Source organism: Burkholderia sp. AU16741, assembly GCF_002223345.1.
GTDB classification, from domain to species: domain Bacteria; phylum Pseudomonadota; class Gammaproteobacteria; order Burkholderiales; family Burkholderiaceae; genus Burkholderia; species Burkholderia sola.
On sequence record NZ_NKEZ01000004.1, the window covers coordinates 111,251 to 128,826 of the forward strand.

Sequence of the window (17,576 nt, forward strand, 5' to 3'; positions counted from 1 at the left end):
ACTCGTCGATACGGGCGCGCCGCGCAAGCGGCTGCCCCCAATAGGAAGGGCGCTGCCTCGGCAGCGCCCTTCCTGCATCGACCGGGAATCGGCCGCGATTTACTGCGCGACCGGCACCAGCTTGAAATCCACCGGCTTGCCGACCGCGACCTTCTGCGGATTCGCGCCGAGCTGCCCCGTTTCGACGTCGCGACTGAACACGTAGAACGTGTCGCTATCCTGGTTGCCGACGATCAGCCACTTGCCGGTCGGATCGATCAGGAATTCGCGCGGCGTCTTGCCGAGGCTCGACTGGCGGCCGACACGCTTGAGCCGGCCGTCGGCCTGGTTCACCGCGTAGATCACCAGGTCGTTCGCGTCGCCGCGGTTGCTCGCATACAGGAAGCGGCCGTCCGGCGACAGGTGGATCGCGCCGCCGCCGACCTTGCCCTTGAAGCCCGGCGCCGTCATCGGCACCGTCTGGACCGGCGTCAGCTTGCCGTCGTGATAGCCGAACACCTCGACCGACGCGTTGAGCTCGCTCGTCACGTACGCGAAGCGGCCGTCCGCGCCGAACACCATGTGACGCGGGCCGGAGCCGGCTTTCACCGGCGTGTAGCGCGTGTCGGTCGGGCTGATCAGCCCGCGGCTGCCGTCCACCGTGTAGCGGTAGCCGTAGATCTTGTCCGTACCGAGATCCTGCACGAACAGGTAACGGCCGTCCGGCGAAAACACCGTCGAATGCACGTGCGCGCCGTCCTGACGGCCCTTCACGGGCCCGGTGCCTTCGTGATGAACGGTCAGCACGGCCTGGCCGACCGCGCCGTCGTCGCGCAGCGGGAACACCGCGAAGCTGCCGCCCGGATCGGCCGCGACCGAGTAATTGGCGGTCACGAGATACCTGCCGTCCGGCGACAGCGCGAGATAGCAGGGGTCGTTCCCTTCCGACGATACGCGATCGATGAAGCTCAACGCGCCCGTCTTCGCGTCGAAGCGGAACGCGCTGACGCCGCCGCGCTGCGTCGCGGGACCGTCGTCGCCGGGCAGCTCGTTGACCGCGTAGACGGTGCGACCGTCGCGGCTAGGCAACAGATACGACGGATTCACGGTCTTCGCCGACGATACCGGCGCGACGCTGCCGGTCTTGGTATCGAAGCGGTACACGTAGATCCCGTCGCTGCCGCCGCCCGTATAGGTGCCGACGAGCAGGTTGTAGACGCCGTCGGCCGGGGCGGACGATTGCTGCGCGAATGCGTGGGTCGCGGACAGGGACAGCACGATCGCGAAACCTTTCATCCAGTGAGCGAACCTAAGCGGGAACCCTCGTGTCGAAGCGCGTGCGTCACGCTCCCGTAAACGGTTGGGCATTGAATCCTCCTTGCATCGAGTCGCTTCAAGTGTTGAGATAGGACGAAACGCCGGCCGTTCATGCGCTCCGCCGCCCGGCCGAGTATACGGGGCGCGGCGCCCGGGCGTGAAGTCCGGGCCGCCGACGTCCGCATTGTGAAACTCGAATACCCAAGGATCGCCTGCCCATGCCCGCCCTGATCGAAGACTACGCCCTCGTCGGCGACGGCCATACGGCCGCGCTGATCGCAAAAGACGGCTCCGTCGACTGGCTGTGCTGGCCCCGCTTCGATTCGGGCGCCTGCTTCGCGGCGCTGCTCGGCACGCCAGAGCACGGCCGCTGGCTGCTTGCTCCGGCCGCCGACGCCGCGATCACGCACACGACACGCCGCTATCGCGGCGATACGCTGATTCTCGAAACCGATTACGAAAGCGCTGACGGCGCCGTCACCGTGATCGACTTCATGCCGCCCGGCAACGGCTGGTCCGAACTGGTGCGCATCGTCGTCGGCCGCCACGGCACGATGAAGATGCGCATGGAGCTCGTGTTGCGCTTCGACTACGGCTTCTCGATTCCGTGGGTCACGCAACTGACCCGCGAGGACGGCATGAAGGCCATCGCCGGCCCCGATACCGTCGTGCTGCGCACGCCGGTGCCGCTCACCGGCAAGAACCTCCACACGCTCGCGGAATTCACGGTGAGCGCCGACGAGCGCGTGCCGTTCTCGCTCGGCTACGCGGCGTCGCACATGCGGCTGCCGCCGGCGCGCGATCCGCTGTCGATGCTCGCGCGCACCGAAAACTACTGGCTCGAATGGTCGGGCCGCTGCCAGGTGCAGGGCCGCTACGCGGCCGCCGTCCGCCGCTCGCTGATCACGCTGAAGGCGCTCGCGTACGAGCCGACCGGCGGCATCGTCGCCGCGCCGACCACGTCGCTGCCCGAGAAGATCGGCGGCAACCGCAACTGGGACTACCGCTACTGCTGGCTGCGCGACGCGACGATCACGCTGCTCGCGCTGATGCGCGGCGGCTACTACGACGAGGCGCGCGCGTGGCGCACGTGGCTCGGCCGCGTGATGGCCGGCTCGCCCGAGCAGATCCAGATCATGTACGGGATCGCCGGCGAGCGCCGGCTGCCGGAGATGGAACTCGACTGGCTGCCCGGCTACCAGGACTCGCTGCCGGTGCGCGTCGGCAACGGCGCCGCGAACCAGCTCCAGCTCGACGTGTTCGGCGAGGTGATGGCCGCGCTGCACCTCGCGCGCGTGGGCGGCCTGCAGGCCGACGACACGGTCTGGTCCGTGCAGTGCGCGCTGCTCGACCACCTCGAGAAGATCTGGCAGGAACCCGACGAAGGGATCTGGGAAACGCGCGGCGGCCGCCGCCATTTCACGTTCTCGAAGGTGATGGCGTGGGTCGCGTTCGACCGCGCGATCAAGTCGGCGGAAATGTTCCGGCTGCCCGGCTCGCTCGACCGCTGGCGCGCGCTGCGCGAGCGGATCCATGCGGACGTCTGCGCGAACGCGTGGCACGAAGGCAAGCAGGCGTTCGCGCAGAGCTACGGCAGCGACGAGCTCGACGCGAGCGTGCTGCTGCTGCCGCAGCTCGGCTTCCTGCCGCCGGAAGACCCGCGCATCGTCGGCACGGTCGAGGCGATCGAACGGGAATTGCTGCACGACGGGCTCGTGATGCGCTATCGCACGACCGAATACGACGACGGCCTGCCGCCGGGCGAAGGCACGTTTCTCGCGTGCAGCTTCTGGCTGGTCGACAGCTACGCGCTGCTCGGCCGGATCGACGACGCGCATCGGCTGTTCAGCCGCCTGCTCGCGCTGTCGAACGACCTCGGGCTACTCGCCGAGGAGTACGACCCGGTGGCCGGGCGGCTCGTCGGCAATTTCCCGCAGGCGTTCTCCCACGTGGCGCTCGTGCACACCGCGATGAACCTGATGCACCACGAAGAAGCGATGGCGCGCGCGGCCGGCCAGCCCGCGCCGGCCGTGGCCACCGGCCGCTGAGCGGCGCAGGCGGCCTTGTTCAGAGATCGTCAAATCGCAACACCATGATGAAAAGCCGGGGAAATGTTGCATTGCACCACCGATCGTTGTCCGATATGATCGGCGAGATTGTCCGGCTGCAATGCAACATGGCCGGCCGCTGACCCACACGGCACGCCGCGACGCCATACGCCGCCCTTGCGCACCGTCCCCCCACGCGGGAGTAGCCTGCATGCTTTACCAACTGCACGAATTCCAGCGGGCGATGCTGAGCCCGCTCACGGCCTGGGCCCAGGCCGCGTCGAAGTCGTTCGCGAATCCTTCCAGTCCGTTCTCGCTGATGCCCGGCGCGCCGCGGATGGCGGCCGCCTATGAGCTGATGTATCGGCTCGGCAAGGATTACGAAAAGCCGGAATTCAACATTCATCAGATCGTCAAGGACGGCCACAACATCCCGATCGTCGAGCAGACGATCATCGAGAAGCCGTTCTGCCGGCTGCTGCGCTTCAAGCGCTATTCGGACGACGCCGACGCCGTCACGCAACTGAAGGACGAACCGGTCGTGCTGGTCTGCGCGCCGCTGTCGGGCCACCATTCGACGCTGCTGCGCGACACGGTGCGCACGCTGCTGCAGGATCACAAGGTCTACATCACCGACTGGATCGACGCGCGGATGGTGCCGGTCGAAGTCGGCCCGTTCCACCTGCACGACTACATCGCGTACATCCAGGAGTTCATCCGCCATATCGGCGCGCGCAACCTGCACGTGATCTCGGTATGCCAGCCGACGGTGCCGGTGCTCGCGGCGATTTCGCTGATGGCGAGCCGCGGCGAGGACACGCCGCTCACGATGACGATGATGGGCGGCCCGATCGACGCGCGCCGCAGCCCGACGTCGGTGAACTCGTTGGCCACGCAACACTCGACCGCGTGGTTCGAGAACAACGTGATCCACACGGTGCCCGCGAACTATCCGGGCGAAGGCCGCCAGGTGTATCCGGGCTTCCTTCAGCACACGGGCTTCGTCGCGATGAACCCGGAGCGCCACGCGCAGTCGCACTGGGACTTCTACCAGAGCCTGCTGCGCGGCGACGAGGACGACGCCGAAGCGCATCGCCGCTTCTACGACGAATACAACGCGGTGCTCGACATGGCCGCCGAGTATTACCTCGAGACGATCCGCGTCGTGTTCCAGGAATTCCGCCTCGCGGAAGGCACGTGGGACGTCGAGGGCGAGCGCGTGCGGCCGCAGGACATCAAGCACACCGCGCTGATGACGATCGAGGGCGAACTCGACGACATCTCGGGCAGCGGCCAGACGCACGTCGCGCACGAGCTGTGCACGGGCATCCCGCAGGACGATCGCCGCAGCCTGACCGCCGAGAAGTGCGGCCACTACGGGATCTTCTCGGGCCGCCGCTGGCGCACGATCATCTATCCGCAACTGCGCGACTTCATTCGCGAGCATGCGCCGGAACCGAAGCACGGCGCGACGAAGTTGCCCGTCGATGCGCAGGATGCGACCACGATCGGCGTCGTGCCGGCCGCCAAGCCGGAGCCGGAAACGGCGGTGCGCGCCACCGCCGCGAAACGCACGCGCGCGAAGACGCCGGCCGTGACGGTCGCGCCCGCCCGGACGCCCGCCGCGAAGGCCGCGCCCGCCGCGAAACGCGCGGCTGGCAGCCCGCGCGCCAAAACCGTGCGGGCCCGCAAGGCCGCCTGACGCGCCGCGTTCCGACGCAAAAACGCCGCCGTTGCTTCGCGCAACGGCGGCGTTTTTTTATCCGGCCGCGGCCGCGAACGGGCGGCTCATCGGCTCGCCCATTCGTCGCGTCAGCGCCGCAGCAGATACGCGAGCAGCACCTCGGTGTTCATCCGGACCATCTCCGCGCGCTCGTCGGTGTCGGTGAAATCGCGGCCGAGCGTCGCGGCGAGCGTGAAGCGGTTCGACACGATGTAGTAGCCGAGCCCCGACAGCGTCACGTAGAAGCGCAGCGGATCGACGTCGCCGCGGAACAGCCCGGCCTTCTGGCCGCGCATCAGCACGTTGCCGAGCTTCTCCACGATCGGCGACATCATCTCGCGGATCCGCGTCGACTTGTGCAGATAGCGCGCCTCGTGCAGGTTCTCGTTGTTGATGAGCCGGAGCAGCTCCGGATGGTCGCGGTAGTAGTCCCACACGAAATGCGCGAGCCGCGTGACGGCTTCGACCGGCGCGACGCCGTCGAGATCCAGCACCCGCTCGGCCTCCGTCAGCGCGGAGAACGCGTGTTCGAGCACCGCCGTGAAGAGCTGCTCCTTGCTGCCGAAGTAGTAATAGAGCATGCGCTCGTTCGTTTCGGCCCGGCGCGCGATCTGATCGACGCGCGCGCCGAACAGCCCTCCATTCGCGAACTCTTCGGCTGCCGCCATCAGGATGCGGCGCCGCGTGCCTTCAGGATCTCTTTTGATTTTTGGCTGATTCATGGTGGCGCTTTGCTATGTGAGCCGCTTGATTCGGACCGGCACCCCCACCGCCTCGGCGCCGGCCGCCCTGGAACGGGCGCGCCGCGGGCGGCCGCCCTCCTGCTGAGCCCCTGCAAAAAAGCGGTTCGATTATGCGCATAGACGGCGTCCGGCGCAATGCGGGAAATCGGCGATAATCGAGCTTTGGCAAACCTTTCCGGCCGAGCCCGACGCGGCCGAGAGCCATTCGGCGCCGCTGCGCCTGTTGTCAGCCTGTTGTCACCGTGACCGATTCCAAAACACTCGCGGATCGCATCGAAGATCTGCTTCCCCAGACGCAATGCACGAAGTGCGGCTATAACGGCTGCCGTCCGTACGCCGAGGCGATCGCCGCCGGCGACGCGAACTACAACCAGTGCCCGCCCGGCGGCGCCGAAGGCATCGCCCGCCTCGCGAGCCTGCTCGGCAAGCCGGTGATTCCGCTGAATCCCGTCAACGGCAGCGAGCATCCGCGCGCGATCGCGTTCATCGACGAAAACCTGTGCATCGGCTGCACGCTGTGCATGCAGGCGTGCCCGGTCGACGCGATCGTCGGCGCGCCGAAGCAGATGCACACGATCGTGGCGTCGCTGTGCACGGGCTGCGACCTGTGCGTGCCGCCGTGCCCGGTCGACTGCATCGCGATGCTGCCGGTGACCGGCGATCGCACCGGCTGGGATGCGTGGTCGCAGGAACAGGCCGACGCCGCGCGCGAACGCCACGACCTGCGGCTCGCGCGCCAGCGCCGCGAACGCGAGGCCGCCGAAGCACGTGCCGCCGCCCGCCGCGCGGCCAGTGCCGTGAAGCCGGCCGCGGAGCCCTCGGCCGCGCAGCCCGGTTCGCAGCCGGGCGCGCCGGCCGCCGCACCGGCCGACGACGCCGAAGCGAAGAAACGCGCGATCATCGCCGCCGCGCTCGAACGCGCGCGCAAGAAAAAGGAAGAACTGTCCGGGCAAGGCGCCGGGCCGAAGAACACGGAAGGCGTGAGCGCGGCCGTCCAGGCACAGATCGACGCGGCCGAGGCACGCCGCAAGCGGCTCGCCGAACAGCAGGCGCGGCGCGACGCCGAAACGGCGGCCGCGAGCGGCAGCGACGAACCGAACGACACAGACAACGACGAACCGGGCGGCCCGCCCGCGCCGCCCGACCAGAACGCTCCATGAACGCCAGCAAACGACGCGCGATCTACGAAACGCTGCAGAGCCTCAATCCGCATCCGACCACCGAGCTCGAATACTCGACGCCGTTCGAGCTGCTGATCGCCGTGATGCTGTCCGCGCAGGCCACCGACGTGTCGGTCAACAAGGCGATGCGGAAAATGTTCCCGGTCGCGAACACCCCGAGACAAATCGTCGCGCTCGGCGAGGAAGGCGTCACCGAGTACATCAAGACGATCGGCCTGTATCGCACCAAGGCGAAGAACGTGGTCGCGACGTGCCGGATCCTGCTCGAGCGCTACGACGGCGAGGTGCCGGCCGATCGCGAAGCGCTCGAAGGCTTGCCGGGCGTCGGCCGCAAGACCGCGAACGTTGTGCTGAACACCGCGTTCGGCCAGCCGACGATCGCGGTCGACACGCATATCTTCCGCGTCGCGAATCGCACCGGCCTCGCGCCGGGCAAGGACGTGCGGGCCGTCGAGGCCGCGCTCGAGAAGTTCACGCCGAAGGAATTCCTGCAGGATGCGCATCACTGGCTGATCCTGCACGGGCGCTACGTATGCAAGGCCCGCCGGCCGGAATGCTGGCACTGCGCGATCGAGCCGCTGTGCGAGTTCCGGCCGAAGACGCCGCCGCCCCAAGAGTGAGCGTCCGCCGCGGCTGACGTATCCACGCACCGCGCCGGCCGCTCGGGCCGCGCGCGACAACCGGCCGGCCCCGCTGCGGCGCCGGCGGCGCCCCCTTCCCGCCTACGCGTTGGACGTCGCCGTCGCGTCGTCGGCGGCCGCGCCGCCCGCGCGCACGAGCGCCAGCACGGCCGCCAGGATCGCGACGCCGCCGGCCCACTGCAGCGGCGACAACGCTTCCCCGAACAGCAGCGCCGCGAGCGCGACCGTCACGACCGGTTCGAGCGTCGACAGCATCGACGTGCGCGCGGCCCCGAGCCGTTCGAGCCCGGAGAAGAACGCGAGCATGGCCGCGACCGTCGACACGAGCGCGATCGCGAGCATCGACGCCCAGCCGCCGGCCGTGGCCGGCCAGCGCGGCGGCGCGCCGAACGCCGCCGTTCGCACGACCGCGATCGCGACGAGCGTCGCGGTGGCCGACAGGCAGATGATCGCGGTGGTCGCGAGCGGATCGACGCCGCGCGTCGCCTTCGTGCCGCCGACGATGTACAGCGAGTAGATCACCGCGGCGGCCAGCGCGAGCGCGATCCCGAGCGGCTCGCCGTGCCCGCCACCGACCATCAGCGCCGAGCCCGCGACGCACAGCACCAGCGCGACGGCCTTGGCGCGCGTGAGGCGCTCGCCGAGCCACCACGCGGCCAGCAGCGTGACGAACGCCGGATACAGGTACAGCAGCAGCGCGACGAGGCTCGCCTGCGCGTGCTGCAGCGCGCTGAAATAGCAGAACGATTGCCCGACGTAGCCGAGCGCGCCCATCGCCACCAGCGGCGCGAGCGAGCGCCCGCGCGGCCACGCGACGCGGCGGTGCCGCGCGATCGCCGCGAGCACCGCGCCGCCGATCGCGAAGCGCACGATCAGCAGCCCGAGCACGTCGACGCCGGCCGCATACGCATAGCGGCCGAAAATCGCCATCGCGCCGAACGCGGCGGCGGACAACGCGACGTAGAGCGCGCCCTGCAGGGCGGCGGACGATGAGCGGACGGTGGCGGTCATGATGAAAGATGAAAGCGCGCGAGCAAGGCTGTCGTGACGGGAATCGTCGGAGTGTAGCGGCGCGGCGGCGGCGAGCCTAGCCCCCGCTTACCCGTTGCGCGGCGGGCGGCTGCAACGACCCTCGCCGTGCCGCCTGCCCGCCTCCCGCCAGCAACGGCCGGGACCGGGACCGCCGCCAGCGCCGTCGGCCGCGCCGGCGTACAATGCGCGACGCGGCATGACGCCGCCCGAATCACGACGTTTCCCCACCATGTTCAATCCAAGCCGCGACGACGTGCGTCGCTTTTTCACCGAGACCTGGCGCAAGCAGCGCGCGGGCGAGATCCTGACGCCGCTGGAAGCGATCGCAGCCGACTGGATCGTCGAGCATCCCGAATACCACGACGAACTGGCCGACGCCGACGGCGCGGCCGCGCGCAACTACACGCCCGAGGAAGGCCGGACCAACCCGTTCCTGCACCTGTCGATGCACCTCGCGATCAGCGAGCAGTTGTCGATCGACCAGCCGCCCGGGATCCGCGCCGCGCACGACAAGCTGGCCGCGAAGCTCGACTCGACCCACGACGCGCAGCACGCGATCATGGAATGCCTCGGCGAGACGATCTGGGAAGCGCAGCGCACGAACACGCCGCCCGATACCGACGCTTACCTGCAGCGCATCCTGCGCCGCGCATCGCGCGACTGAGCGCCCGGGGCCGGCACATCGACCGGCGCCGGGCAGTGGAATGGACAAAAAAATGCCCCGCCGAGGCGAGGCATTCTTGCTGCGCGAGCCCGTGAGGCCCGTCGCGCTTACTTCTTGAACACGAGGTCGGTTTCCTTCAGCGACTCGATGTAGGACGCGATGTCCTTCATGTCGCTGACCGACAGGTTCTGGACCTGCGCCTGCATGATCGCGTTGTTGCGGCCGAGCAGCGGGTTCGTCAGCCCCATCTGGTACTGGCGCATCGCCCACACGAGATAGTCGGCGTGCTGCCCGGCGAGGCGCGGGTACTCCGCGTTGATCGGGTTGTTCAGCTGCGCGCCGTGGCAGGCCGCGCAGTTGTGCGATTCGACCAGTTCCTTGCCCTTCGAGATGTCCGCGGCGTGCGCGGTACCGATCGCGAGGCCGGCCGCCAGTGCCGCCGCCGCCGTCTTGAATGCGTTGTTCATGAATGCTCCTGTCCCGCCGGAGAGATCGGCGGCGCGCGCTTTACTTGTAGGGGTTGTCCTTCGAGTCGGCCTTCTGGGCGGCGTAGTACGCCGACAGATCCGCGATGTCCTGGTCGGTCAGCGACCCGGCGATCGCGTTCATCGACGGGAAGTGACGATCCTTCTTGCGGTAGGCCTTCAGCGCGTTCTCGAGGTATTGCTGGTTCTGGCCGCCGAGGACAGGCACCCGGTAGACCTCCGGGTACGCCGCGCGGTAGTCCTGGATGCCGTGGCAACCGATGCACATGGCGGCCTTGCTCGCCCCGTCCTTCGGGTTGCCGACCACACCGGCCGCCTGCGCGCTGCCCGCGAGCGCCACGAGCGCTGCGACAACGACGTGTTTGCCGACGAATTTGTTCATAGCTCTTGTAACCTAGCTTGAGGGGAAACTGGCGCCGAAGCGGCAACGGCCCGCGCCGTTTTGCTTGTCGGTCGCCACGCAGGCCAAAAAAAACGGCCAGATTGTACCGCGTCGGCGGGGAATGCGTCCATACGGCGCCCCGGCAGGCCCCGCCACAGCCCCGCCACAGCCCCGCAACGATACGCGGGCGCGGCCCGCCCGGACAGCCCTTCTGACTTATACTGGGTTTTTTTCCCGTTGAAGAAGAGCGCCGCCATGCGTTTCGAAGGGTCCTCGCAGTACGTCGCCACCGACGATCTGAAGCTCGCGGTCAATGCCGCGCTGACGCTGCAACGCCCGCTGCTGATCAAGGGCGAGCCCGGCACCGGCAAGACCATGCTCGCCGAGGAAGTGGCCGCCGCGCTCGGCATGCCGCTGCTGCAGTGGCACATCAAGTCGACCACCAAGGCGCAGCAGGGTCTGTACGAATACGACGCCGTGTCGCGGCTGCGCGATTCGCAGCTCGGCGACGCACGCGTGAAGGACATCGCGAACTACATCGTCAAGGGCGTGCTGTGGCAGGCGTTCGACGCCGAGCAACCGAGCGTGCTGCTGATCGACGAGATCGACAAGGCCGACATCGAATTCCCGAACGACCTGCTGCGCGAGCTCGACCGGATGGAGTTCCACGTGTACGAGACGCGCGAGACCATTCGCGCGAAGCACCGTCCGCTCGTCATCATCACGTCGAACAACGAGAAGGAGCTGCCCGACGCGTTCCTGCGCCGCTGCTTCTTCCACTACATCCAGTTTCCCGATCCGTCGACGATGCAGAAGATCGTCGCGGTGCACTTCCCGAACATCCGCGAGGAACTACTGCGCGCGGCGCTCGAGAGCTTCTTCGAATTGCGCGGCGTGTCGGGCCTGAAGAAGAAGCCGTCGACGTCCGAGCTGCTCGACTGGCTGAAGCTGCTGCTCGCCGAAAACATCCCGGCCGACGCGCTGCGCGGCGCGGACGCGAAGCAGGTCGTGCCGCCGCTCGCCGGCGCGCTGCTGAAGAACGAGCAGGATCTGAGCCTGCTCGAACGGCTCGTCTACATGAACCGGCACAACCGGTAATCCACCCGCGAAGGCCCGGCCATGCTGCTCAATTTCTTCTACGCGCTGCGCGCAGCCAAGCTGCCCGTCTCGGTGAAGGAATACCTGACGCTGCTCGAATCGCTGAAGGCCGGGCTGATCTCGCCGTCGATCGATGCGTTCTACTTCCTCGCACGGATGACGCTCGTCAAGGACGAGCAGTACTTCGACAAGTTCGACCAGGCGTTCGGCGCGTATTTCCACGGCGTGTCCGCGCTGCCGTCCGAGGCGTTCGACATCCCGCTCGACTGGCTCGAGAAGCGCCTCGAGCGCGAGCTGTCGCCCGAGGAGAAGGCGCAGATCGAAGCGATGGGCGGGCTCGACAAGCTGATGGAGCGTTTGAAGGCGCTGCTCGACGAGCAGAAGGAACGCCACGAAGGCGGCAACAAGTGGATCGGCACGGGCGGCACGTCGCCGTTCGGGCACGGCGGCTACAACCCGGAAGGCGTGCGCATCGGCGGCCCGTCGAACGGCAACCGCACCGCGGTGAAGGTGTGGGAAGCGCGTGCGTACCGCGACTACGACGATTCGGTCGAGATCGGCACGCGCAACATCAAGGTCGCGCTGCGGCGGCTGCGCCGCTTCGCGCGCGAAGGCGCGGCCGAGGAGCTCGACCTGCCCGGCACGATCCGCAGCACGGCCGCGAACGCCGGCTGGCTCGACCTGCGGATGGTGCCCGAGCGCCACAACAACGTGAAGGTGCTGATGCTGCTCGACGTCGGCGGCTCGATGGACGACCACATCAAGCGCACCGAAGAGTTGTTCTCCGCGGCGAAAGCCGAATTCAAGCACCTCGAATTCTTCTACTTCCACAACTGCGTGTACGACCACCTGTGGAAGAACAACCGCCGCCGCCACTCGGAGCGCACCGCGACGTGGGACGTGCTACACAAGTTCACGCCCGACTACAAGCTGATCTTCGTCGGCGACGCGACGATGAGCCCGTACGAAGTGCTGCAGCCCGGCGGCTCGGTCGAATACAACAACCCGGAAGCCGGCGCCGTGTGGCTGCGCCGCCTCGCCGACCAGTTCCCCCACCATGCATGGCTGAATCCCGAGCCCGAGCGGCTATGGGAATACCGGCAGTCGGTCGCGATCATCCGCGACGTGCTCGGCCAGCGCATGTATCCGCTCACGCTCGCGGGCCTCGAAACCGCGATGCGCGCACTCAGCAAGTAACGACACCCACCCGCAGATACCCAGGCCGCGTCCGAGCGGCCGCCCCGGAGAGAGCATGAACCCTTCGCCCCCCCGCGAGCGCCAGCCGCGCCGGCGGCCGCCGCTTTTTTGCCGATATGTCGGTGTCCACGCTCGTGGCCGGCTTCGTCGCGATGATGACCGGCTACACGAGCTCGCTCGTGCTGATGTTCCAGGCCGGCCGCGCCGCCCACCTCACCGATGCGCAGATCTCGTCGTGGATCTGGGCGCTGTCGATCGGCATGGCGCTGACGACCATCGGCCTGTCGCTGCGCTTTCGCGCGCCGGTGGTCGTCGCATGGTCGACGCCCGGCGCCGCGCTGCTGGTGGCGTCGCTGCCCGGCGTGCCCTACCCGGAGGCGATCGGCGCGTTCGTCGTATGCGCGCTGCTGCTGACGGCCGTCGGCATGAGCGGGCTGTTCGACACGCTGATGAAGCGCATTCCGGCCGGCATCGCGGCCGCGTTGCTCGCGGGCATCCTGTTCGAGATCGGCATCGAGATATTCCACGCCGCGCAGTTCCAGACCGCGCTCGTGCTCGCGATGTTCTTCACTTACCTGATCGTCAAGCGGCTCGCGCCGCGCTATGCGATTCCGACGACGCTGATCGTCGGCACGGCGGTGGCCGGCAGCCTGGGGCTGCTCGACTTCAGCCGCTTCCACGTCGCGCTCGCGCAACCCGTGTTCACGATGCCCGCGTTCTCGATCGCGTCGATCGTCAGCATCGGCATTCCGCTGTTCGTCGTCGCGATGGCGTCGCAGAACGTGCCGGGCATCGCGGTGCTGCGCGCGGACGGCTATCAGACGCCTTCTTCGCCGCTGATCGCGACGACCGGCCTCGCGTCGCTGCTGCTCGCGCCGTTCGGCTCGCACGGCGTGAACCTCGCGGCGATCACGGCCGCGATCTGCACGGGCCCCGAAGCACACGAGGATCGCGCGAAGCGCTACACGGCCGCCGTGTGGTGCGGCACCTTCTACCTGATCGCCGGCATCTTCGGCGCGACGATCGCCGCGTTGTTCGCCGCGCTGCCGAAGGCGCTCGTCGTGTCGGTGGCGGCGCTCGCACTGTTCGGCTCGATCATGAGCGGGCTCGCGAACGCGATGCAGGACGTGAAGCAGCGCGAAGCGGCGCTCGTCACGTTCATGGTCACGGCTTCGGGCCTCACGCTGCTGTCGATCGGCCCGGCGTTCTGGGGGCTCGTCGCGGGCGTCGTCACGCAGGTGATCCTGAACGCGCGGCGCCCCGCGTGACGCGGCTCGCCGCCCACCGCGGCGCGCGCCCGACGCGCCAAAACGTGCTCGACACGAATCGGGCCTAAAATGATGGATCGGAAGCGGCGCCCGGCGCCGCTTCGCTTCGCCGCCGCGTTCGCGCGGCCCGTGAGAACCCGGCGCCCCGCGCTCTTCTTCCGAATCGCCATGACTACCGCACTCGACCAGCTGAAGCAGTACACGACCGTCGTCGCCGACACGGGCGACTTCCAGCAGCTTGCGCAATACAAGCCGCAGGACGCGACCACGAACCCGTCGCTGATCCTGAAGGCCGTCCAGAAGGATGCGTACAAGCCGATCCTCGAGAAAACCGTCCGCGATCATCGCAACGAAAGCACCGATTTCATCATCGACCGCCTGCTGATCGCGTTCGGCACCGAAATTCTGAAACTGATCCCGGGCCGCGTGTCGACGGAGGTCGACGCACGCCTGTCGTTCGACACGCAGCGCTCGATCGACAAGGGCCGCGAGCTCATCAAGCTGTACGAAGCCGCCGGCGTCGGCCGCGAGCGCATCCTGATCAAGCTCGCGTCGACGTGGGAAGGCATCCGCGCGGCCGAAGTGCTGCAGAAGGAAGGGATCAAGTGCAACATGACCCTGCTTTTCTCGCTCGTGCAGGCCGCCGCGTGCGCGGAAGCCGGTGCGCAGCTGATCTCGCCGTTCGTCGGCCGCATCTACGACTGGTACAAGAAGCAGGCCGGCGCGGAATGGGACGAAGCGCGCGACGGCGGCGCGAACGATCCGGGCGTGCAATCGGTGCGCCGCATCTACACGTACTACAAGACCTTCGGCTACAAGACCGAAGTGATGGGCGCGAGCTTCCGTACGACCAGCCAGATCACCGAGCTCGCCGGTTGCGACCTGCTGACGATCAGTCCCGATTTGCTGCAGAAGCTCCAGGAGAGCAACGACACGGTCGCGCGCAAGCTGTCGCCGGAAACGCTGCAGGACAAGCCGGCCGAGCGCGTCGCGATCGACGAGGCATCGTTCCGCTTCCAGCTGAACGACGAAGCGATGGCGACCGAAAAGCTCGCCGAAGGCATCCGCGTGTTCGCCGCCGACGCGGTGAAGCTCGAGAAGCTGATCGACGCGCTGCGCTGAATCGCGCCGCGCGTCAGCGGCTGTCAGCAAGACTGACAACAGGCGTCAGCATACGCGCCGAAAACGGCTGCGAACTTCGTGCTCGCAGCCGTTTTATTTTTCATTCCATCGTCAAGCGCGCGCACTACAATCCACGTCACGGGCGCGACGGCCGCCTCCCGATGCGCCCTTTCCCCAGTCAATCTTGCACGACGCCACGCCAGCGCCGACGCGCCGGCCCGGCTCATCCCAGGAGACAGCGATGCAAGTTCAACCGTACCTGACGTTCTACGGTCGTGCCGACGAAGCCCTTCAGTTCTACGAAAAGGCACTCGGCGCAAAGACGATGTTCAAGATGCACTTCAAGGATGCCCCGCCGAACCCCGATTACCCGATGTCGCCGGAGATGGCCGACAAGGTAATGCACGCGAGCTTCACGATCGGCGAGTCGATGATCATGTGCTCGGACGGGGACTGCAGCCAGCCGGCCGGGGCCGCGCACGCCGGCTATTCGCTGTCGCTGAACCCGGCGACGGTCGACGAAGGCCAGAAGCTGTTCGATGCGCTCGCCGACGGCGGCGAAGTGACGATGCCGTTCGGCAAGACGTTCTGGGCGCTCGGTTTCGGGATGGCGAAGGACCGTTTCGGCGTGCACTGGATGGTCAACGTCGAGGATCTGTCGCAGCGCGAGGATCTCGCGAAACGCGCGCAGGGCTGACGCAAGAACGAACGCCCGCCACCTCACGGTGGCGGGCGTTTTCGTTGCTGCGCACGGCCCGTATCAGCCCTCGACGACGTCGAGATAATCCTCCGGCCGCGTGCGATCCTCCGCGTGCGTCATGCCCATCGCGCGCACCAGCACGCTCACCACCACCGACACCACCAGGTTCACGACCAGCGACCACACCGCCGCGTAGCCGGGAATCGCGAGGCCGAACAGGTGAATCGTGAAGATCGAACTCGCCAGCTTCAGCGACACAGCCATCCACGTGCCGCAGACGATGCCGGCCGCCCAGCCGGCCAGCAGGCCGCGATGGTCGAGCACGCGCGTGTACAGGCCGAGCACGATCGCCGGCAGCGTCTGGATGATCCAGATCCCGCCGAGCAGTTGCAGCTGGATCGCGTAGGTCAGCGGCAGCCCGAGGATGAACGCCACCGCGCCGACCTTCACGATCAGCGACACGAGCTTCGCGACGTGCGTCTCCTGGTCGTGCGACATGTTGCGGTTCACGAACTCGCGGTGGATGTTGCGCGTGTACAGGTTCGCGGCGGCGATCGACATGATCGCCGCCGGCACCAGCGCGCCGATGCCGATCGCCGCGAACGCGACGCCGACGAACCACGACGGGAAGTACTCGAGGAACAGCGCGGGCACCGCGAAGTTCGGGCCGAACGCCTTGAAGTACGGCGCGTACTGCGGCATGTCCTTCACGCCGGAGGCGAGCGCCATGTAGCCGAGCAGCGCGAGCAGGCCGAGCACGAACGAGTACGCGGGCAGCATCGCCATGTTGCGGCGGATCGAGTTGCCCGACGACGACGACAGGATCGCCGTGACCGAGTGCGGATACAGGAACAGCGCGAGCGCCGAGCCGATCGCGAGCGTCGCGTATGCGCTGTAGCCGTTCAGGCTCGCCGCGTCGGGCGCCTTCAGCAGCAGCTTCGCGGGCGGCACCGCGGAGAAGATGTGCCCGAAGCCGCCGAGCTTCGCGGGGATCACGATGACCGCGGCGGCGATCGTGATGTAGATCAGCACGTCCTTCACGATCGCGATCATCGCGGGCGCACGCAGCCCCGACGTGTACGTGTAGGCGGCGAGGATCGCGAACGCGATGATCAGCGGCAGATCGCCGACGAAGCCGGTCGTGTCGAAGCCGAGCGCGCCGATCACCACCTCGATGCCGACGAGCTGCAGCGCGATGTACGGCATCGTCGCGAGGATGCCCGTCACCGCGATCGCCAGCGCGAGCATCCGGCTGCCGTAGCGCGCGTTGACGAAATCGGCGGCCGTCACGTAGCCGTGCCGCTTCGCGATGCTCCACAGCTTCGGGAACACGACGAACGCGAACGGATAGATCAGGATCGTGTACGGCAACGCGAAGAAGCCCATCGCGCCGGCGCCGAACACGAGCGCGGGCACCGCGACGAACGTATAGGCCGTGTAGAGATCGCCGCCGAGCAGGAACCACGTGACGATCGTGCCGAAGCGGCGGCCGCCGAGGCCCCATTCGTCGAGATGGGCGAGGTCGCCGCGCCGCCAGTTCGCGGCCAGGAAACCGATGATCGTGACGCCGATGAACAGCAGGACGAAGACGAAGGTTGCGCCGAGATTCATCGCGCACCTCCTTGCGTGCCGCCCGCCTTCCACGCGTTCCTGGTCTTGAAATACACGAACGCGGTGATCACCGCGCTGATGAAGACCCACAGCAACTGGTACCAGTAGAAAAACGGAAAACCGAGCCATTGCGGTTCGATCTTGCTGTACGACGGCACCCAGACCATCGCGATCAGCGGCAGCACCAGCAGCCAGAGCCAGCGCTTGGCGGCCCGGTTGGCGTCGGCATCGTGAGCCATGACGTCTCCTCTTCTATCCCGGTTATCGATCTTGTTGAGCGGGTACGGCGCCGGGAGGAGCGGCAAAACGGGTAGGCTGCGGCTCCCCTGGCTTCGCGCCAGTATAGGAGCCGCGAGCACGCGGTCAAGCAGGGGCGAACCCGAGG

Annotated in this window: 17 protein-coding genes; 10 read left to right on the forward strand and 7 right to left on the reverse strand. The window is 67.6% G+C overall.

From position 1 onward, the window contains the following. Positions 1–99: 99 nt before the first annotated feature. A complete protein-coding gene (locus tag CFB89_RS11880) occupies positions 100–1,347 on the reverse strand; it encodes a lactonase family protein (RefSeq protein WP_089468077.1) in 1,248 nt (415 codons plus the stop codon). A gap of 167 nt (positions 1,348–1,514) precedes the next feature. On the opposite strand from CFB89_RS11880, the gene CFB89_RS11890 reads away from it, so the two are divergent. Continuing rightward, positions 1,515–3,344: a glycoside hydrolase family 15 protein gene (locus CFB89_RS11890; RefSeq protein WP_089468078.1), complete on the forward strand. Its 1,830-nt coding sequence runs from the start codon at positions 1,515–1,517 to the stop codon at positions 3,342–3,344. 211 nt (positions 3,345–3,555) lie between these two features. Then, positions 3,556–5,046 (forward strand): polyhydroxyalkanoate depolymerase, encoded by a 1,491-nt coding sequence (locus CFB89_RS11895; protein ID WP_089468079.1) that lies wholly within the window; start codon positions 3,556–3,558, stop codon positions 5,044–5,046. A gap of 110 nt (positions 5,047–5,156) precedes the next feature. Here CFB89_RS11895 and CFB89_RS11900 read toward each other — a convergent pair whose 3' ends face one another. Then, positions 5,157–5,789, reverse strand: a complete 633-nt coding sequence (locus CFB89_RS11900) for a TetR family transcriptional regulator (RefSeq protein WP_089468080.1) — start codon at positions 5,787–5,789, stop codon at positions 5,157–5,159. Between the two features lie 263 nt (positions 5,790–6,052). Between CFB89_RS11900 and rsxB the strand changes: the two genes are divergently transcribed. Next, positions 6,053–6,970, forward strand: coding sequence for an electron transport complex subunit RsxB (gene rsxB / locus CFB89_RS11905; protein WP_089468081.1), 918 nt, complete (start codon positions 6,053–6,055; stop codon positions 6,968–6,970). Next, a complete protein-coding gene (gene nth / locus CFB89_RS11910; RefSeq protein WP_089468082.1) occupies positions 6,967–7,611 on the forward strand; it encodes an endonuclease III in 645 nt (214 codons plus the stop codon). Before rsxB ends, nth begins: the two co-directional genes overlap by 4 nt. A gap of 102 nt (positions 7,612–7,713) precedes the next feature. On the opposite strand, the gene CFB89_RS11915 is transcribed toward nth, so the two are convergent. Then, positions 7,714–8,643 (reverse strand): DMT family transporter, encoded by a 930-nt coding sequence (locus CFB89_RS11915; RefSeq protein ID WP_089468083.1) that lies wholly within the window; start codon positions 8,641–8,643, stop codon positions 7,714–7,716. 217 nt (positions 8,644–8,860) lie between these two features. Here CFB89_RS11915 and CFB89_RS11920 point away from each other — a divergent pair, with 217 nt between their 5' ends. Then, a complete protein-coding gene (locus tag CFB89_RS11920; protein ID WP_371090871.1) occupies positions 8,861–9,328 on the forward strand; it encodes a DUF1841 family protein in 468 nt (155 codons plus the stop codon). A gap of 107 nt (positions 9,329–9,435) precedes the next feature. Here the strand turns inward: CFB89_RS11920 and CFB89_RS11925 are convergent, their stop codons facing one another. Together CFB89_RS11925 and CFB89_RS11930 are read right to left on the reverse strand one after the other, a co-directional pair. Next, on the reverse strand, positions 9,436–9,795 hold the full coding sequence (locus tag CFB89_RS11925) for a c-type cytochrome (protein WP_089468084.1): 360 nt from the start codon (positions 9,793–9,795) through the stop codon (positions 9,436–9,438). 40 nt (positions 9,796–9,835) lie between these two features. Further along, on the reverse strand, positions 9,836–10,195 hold the full coding sequence (locus tag CFB89_RS11930) for a c-type cytochrome (protein ID WP_043189035.1): 360 nt from the start codon (positions 10,193–10,195) through the stop codon (positions 9,836–9,838). Positions 10,196–10,450: 255 nt separating this feature from the next. Here CFB89_RS11930 and CFB89_RS11935 point away from each other — a divergent pair, with 255 nt between their 5' ends. From CFB89_RS11935 to CFB89_RS11955, 5 genes are all read left to right on the forward strand, one after another. Then, complete coding sequence (locus CFB89_RS11935) at positions 10,451–11,293, forward strand: MoxR family ATPase (protein WP_089468257.1); 843 nt, start codon at positions 10,451–10,453, stop codon at positions 11,291–11,293. Between the two features lie 21 nt (positions 11,294–11,314). Continuing rightward, on the forward strand, positions 11,315–12,490 hold the full coding sequence (locus CFB89_RS11940; protein ID WP_050018108.1) for a VWA domain-containing protein: 1,176 nt from the start codon (positions 11,315–11,317) through the stop codon (positions 12,488–12,490). 116 nt (positions 12,491–12,606) lie between these two features. Next, a complete protein-coding gene (locus CFB89_RS11945; protein ID WP_089468085.1) occupies positions 12,607–13,758 on the forward strand; it encodes a benzoate/H(+) symporter BenE family transporter in 1,152 nt (383 codons plus the stop codon). Between the two features lie 168 nt (positions 13,759–13,926). Beyond that, complete coding sequence (gene tal / locus CFB89_RS11950) at positions 13,927–14,880, forward strand: transaldolase (RefSeq protein ID WP_089468258.1); 954 nt, start codon at positions 13,927–13,929, stop codon at positions 14,878–14,880. A 241-nt stretch (positions 14,881–15,121) separates the two neighbouring features. After that, the gene (locus tag CFB89_RS11955; RefSeq protein ID WP_089468086.1) at positions 15,122–15,577 is read left to right on the forward strand and encodes a VOC family protein; all 456 of its coding nucleotides are present in this window, start codon (positions 15,122–15,124) and stop codon (positions 15,575–15,577) included. A gap of 63 nt (positions 15,578–15,640) precedes the next feature. On the opposite strand, the gene mctP is transcribed toward CFB89_RS11955, so the two are convergent. Then, the gene (gene mctP, locus CFB89_RS11960; protein WP_089468087.1) at positions 15,641–17,191 is read right to left on the reverse strand and encodes a monocarboxylate uptake permease MctP; all 1,551 of its coding nucleotides are present in this window, start codon (positions 17,189–17,191) and stop codon (positions 15,641–15,643) included. Then, positions 17,188–17,430, reverse strand: coding sequence for a DUF3311 domain-containing protein (locus tag CFB89_RS11965; protein WP_089468088.1), 243 nt, complete (start codon positions 17,428–17,430; stop codon positions 17,188–17,190). Before CFB89_RS11965 ends, mctP begins: the two co-directional genes overlap by 4 nt. Between the last annotated feature and the right edge of the window lie 146 nt (positions 17,431–17,576).

What these genes read in the sequence shown, in the direction of transcription:
- CFB89_RS11895 (WP_089468079.1), top strand. Translation starts at nt 3,556, where the DNA reads ATGCTTTACCAACTGCACGAATTCCAGCGGGCGATGCTGAGCCCGCTC.
- CFB89_RS11920 (WP_371090871.1), top strand. Translation starts at nt 8,861, where the DNA reads ATGACGCCGCCCGAATCACGACGTTTCCCCACCATGTTCAATCCAAGC.
- CFB89_RS11940 (WP_050018108.1), top strand. Translation starts at nt 11,315, where the DNA reads ATGCTGCTCAATTTCTTCTACGCGCTGCGCGCAGCCAAGCTGCCCGTC.
- mctP (WP_089468087.1), bottom strand. Translation starts at nt 17,191, where the DNA reads ATGAATCTCGGCGCAACCTTCGTCTTCGTCCTGCTGTTCATCGGCGTC.
- CFB89_RS11965 (WP_089468088.1), bottom strand. Translation starts at nt 17,430, where the DNA reads ATGGCTCACGATGCCGACGCCAACCGGGCCGCCAAGCGCTGGCTCTGG.
- CFB89_RS11880 (WP_089468077.1), bottom strand. Translation starts at nt 1,347, where the DNA reads ATGCCCAACCGTTTACGGGAGCGTGACGCACGCGCTTCGACACGAGGG.
- CFB89_RS11915 (WP_089468083.1), bottom strand. Translation starts at nt 8,643, where the DNA reads ATGACCGCCACCGTCCGCTCATCGTCCGCCGCCCTGCAGGGCGCGCTC.
- CFB89_RS11925 (WP_089468084.1), bottom strand. Translation starts at nt 9,795, where the DNA reads ATGAACAACGCATTCAAGACGGCGGCGGCGGCACTGGCGGCCGGCCTC.
- CFB89_RS11955 (WP_089468086.1), top strand. Translation starts at nt 15,122, where the DNA reads ATGCAAGTTCAACCGTACCTGACGTTCTACGGTCGTGCCGACGAAGCC.
- CFB89_RS11945 (WP_089468085.1), top strand. Translation starts at nt 12,607, where the DNA reads ATGTCGGTGTCCACGCTCGTGGCCGGCTTCGTCGCGATGATGACCGGC.
- CFB89_RS11900 (WP_089468080.1), bottom strand. Translation starts at nt 5,789, where the DNA reads ATGAATCAGCCAAAAATCAAAAGAGATCCTGAAGGCACGCGGCGCCGC.
- CFB89_RS11890 (WP_089468078.1), top strand. Translation starts at nt 1,515, where the DNA reads ATGCCCGCCCTGATCGAAGACTACGCCCTCGTCGGCGACGGCCATACG.
- CFB89_RS11935 (WP_089468257.1), top strand. Translation starts at nt 10,451, where the DNA reads ATGCGTTTCGAAGGGTCCTCGCAGTACGTCGCCACCGACGATCTGAAG.
- tal (WP_089468258.1), top strand. Translation starts at nt 13,927, where the DNA reads ATGACTACCGCACTCGACCAGCTGAAGCAGTACACGACCGTCGTCGCC.
- nth (WP_089468082.1), top strand. Translation starts at nt 6,967, where the DNA reads ATGAACGCCAGCAAACGACGCGCGATCTACGAAACGCTGCAGAGCCTC.
- CFB89_RS11930 (WP_043189035.1), bottom strand. Translation starts at nt 10,195, where the DNA reads ATGAACAAATTCGTCGGCAAACACGTCGTTGTCGCAGCGCTCGTGGCG.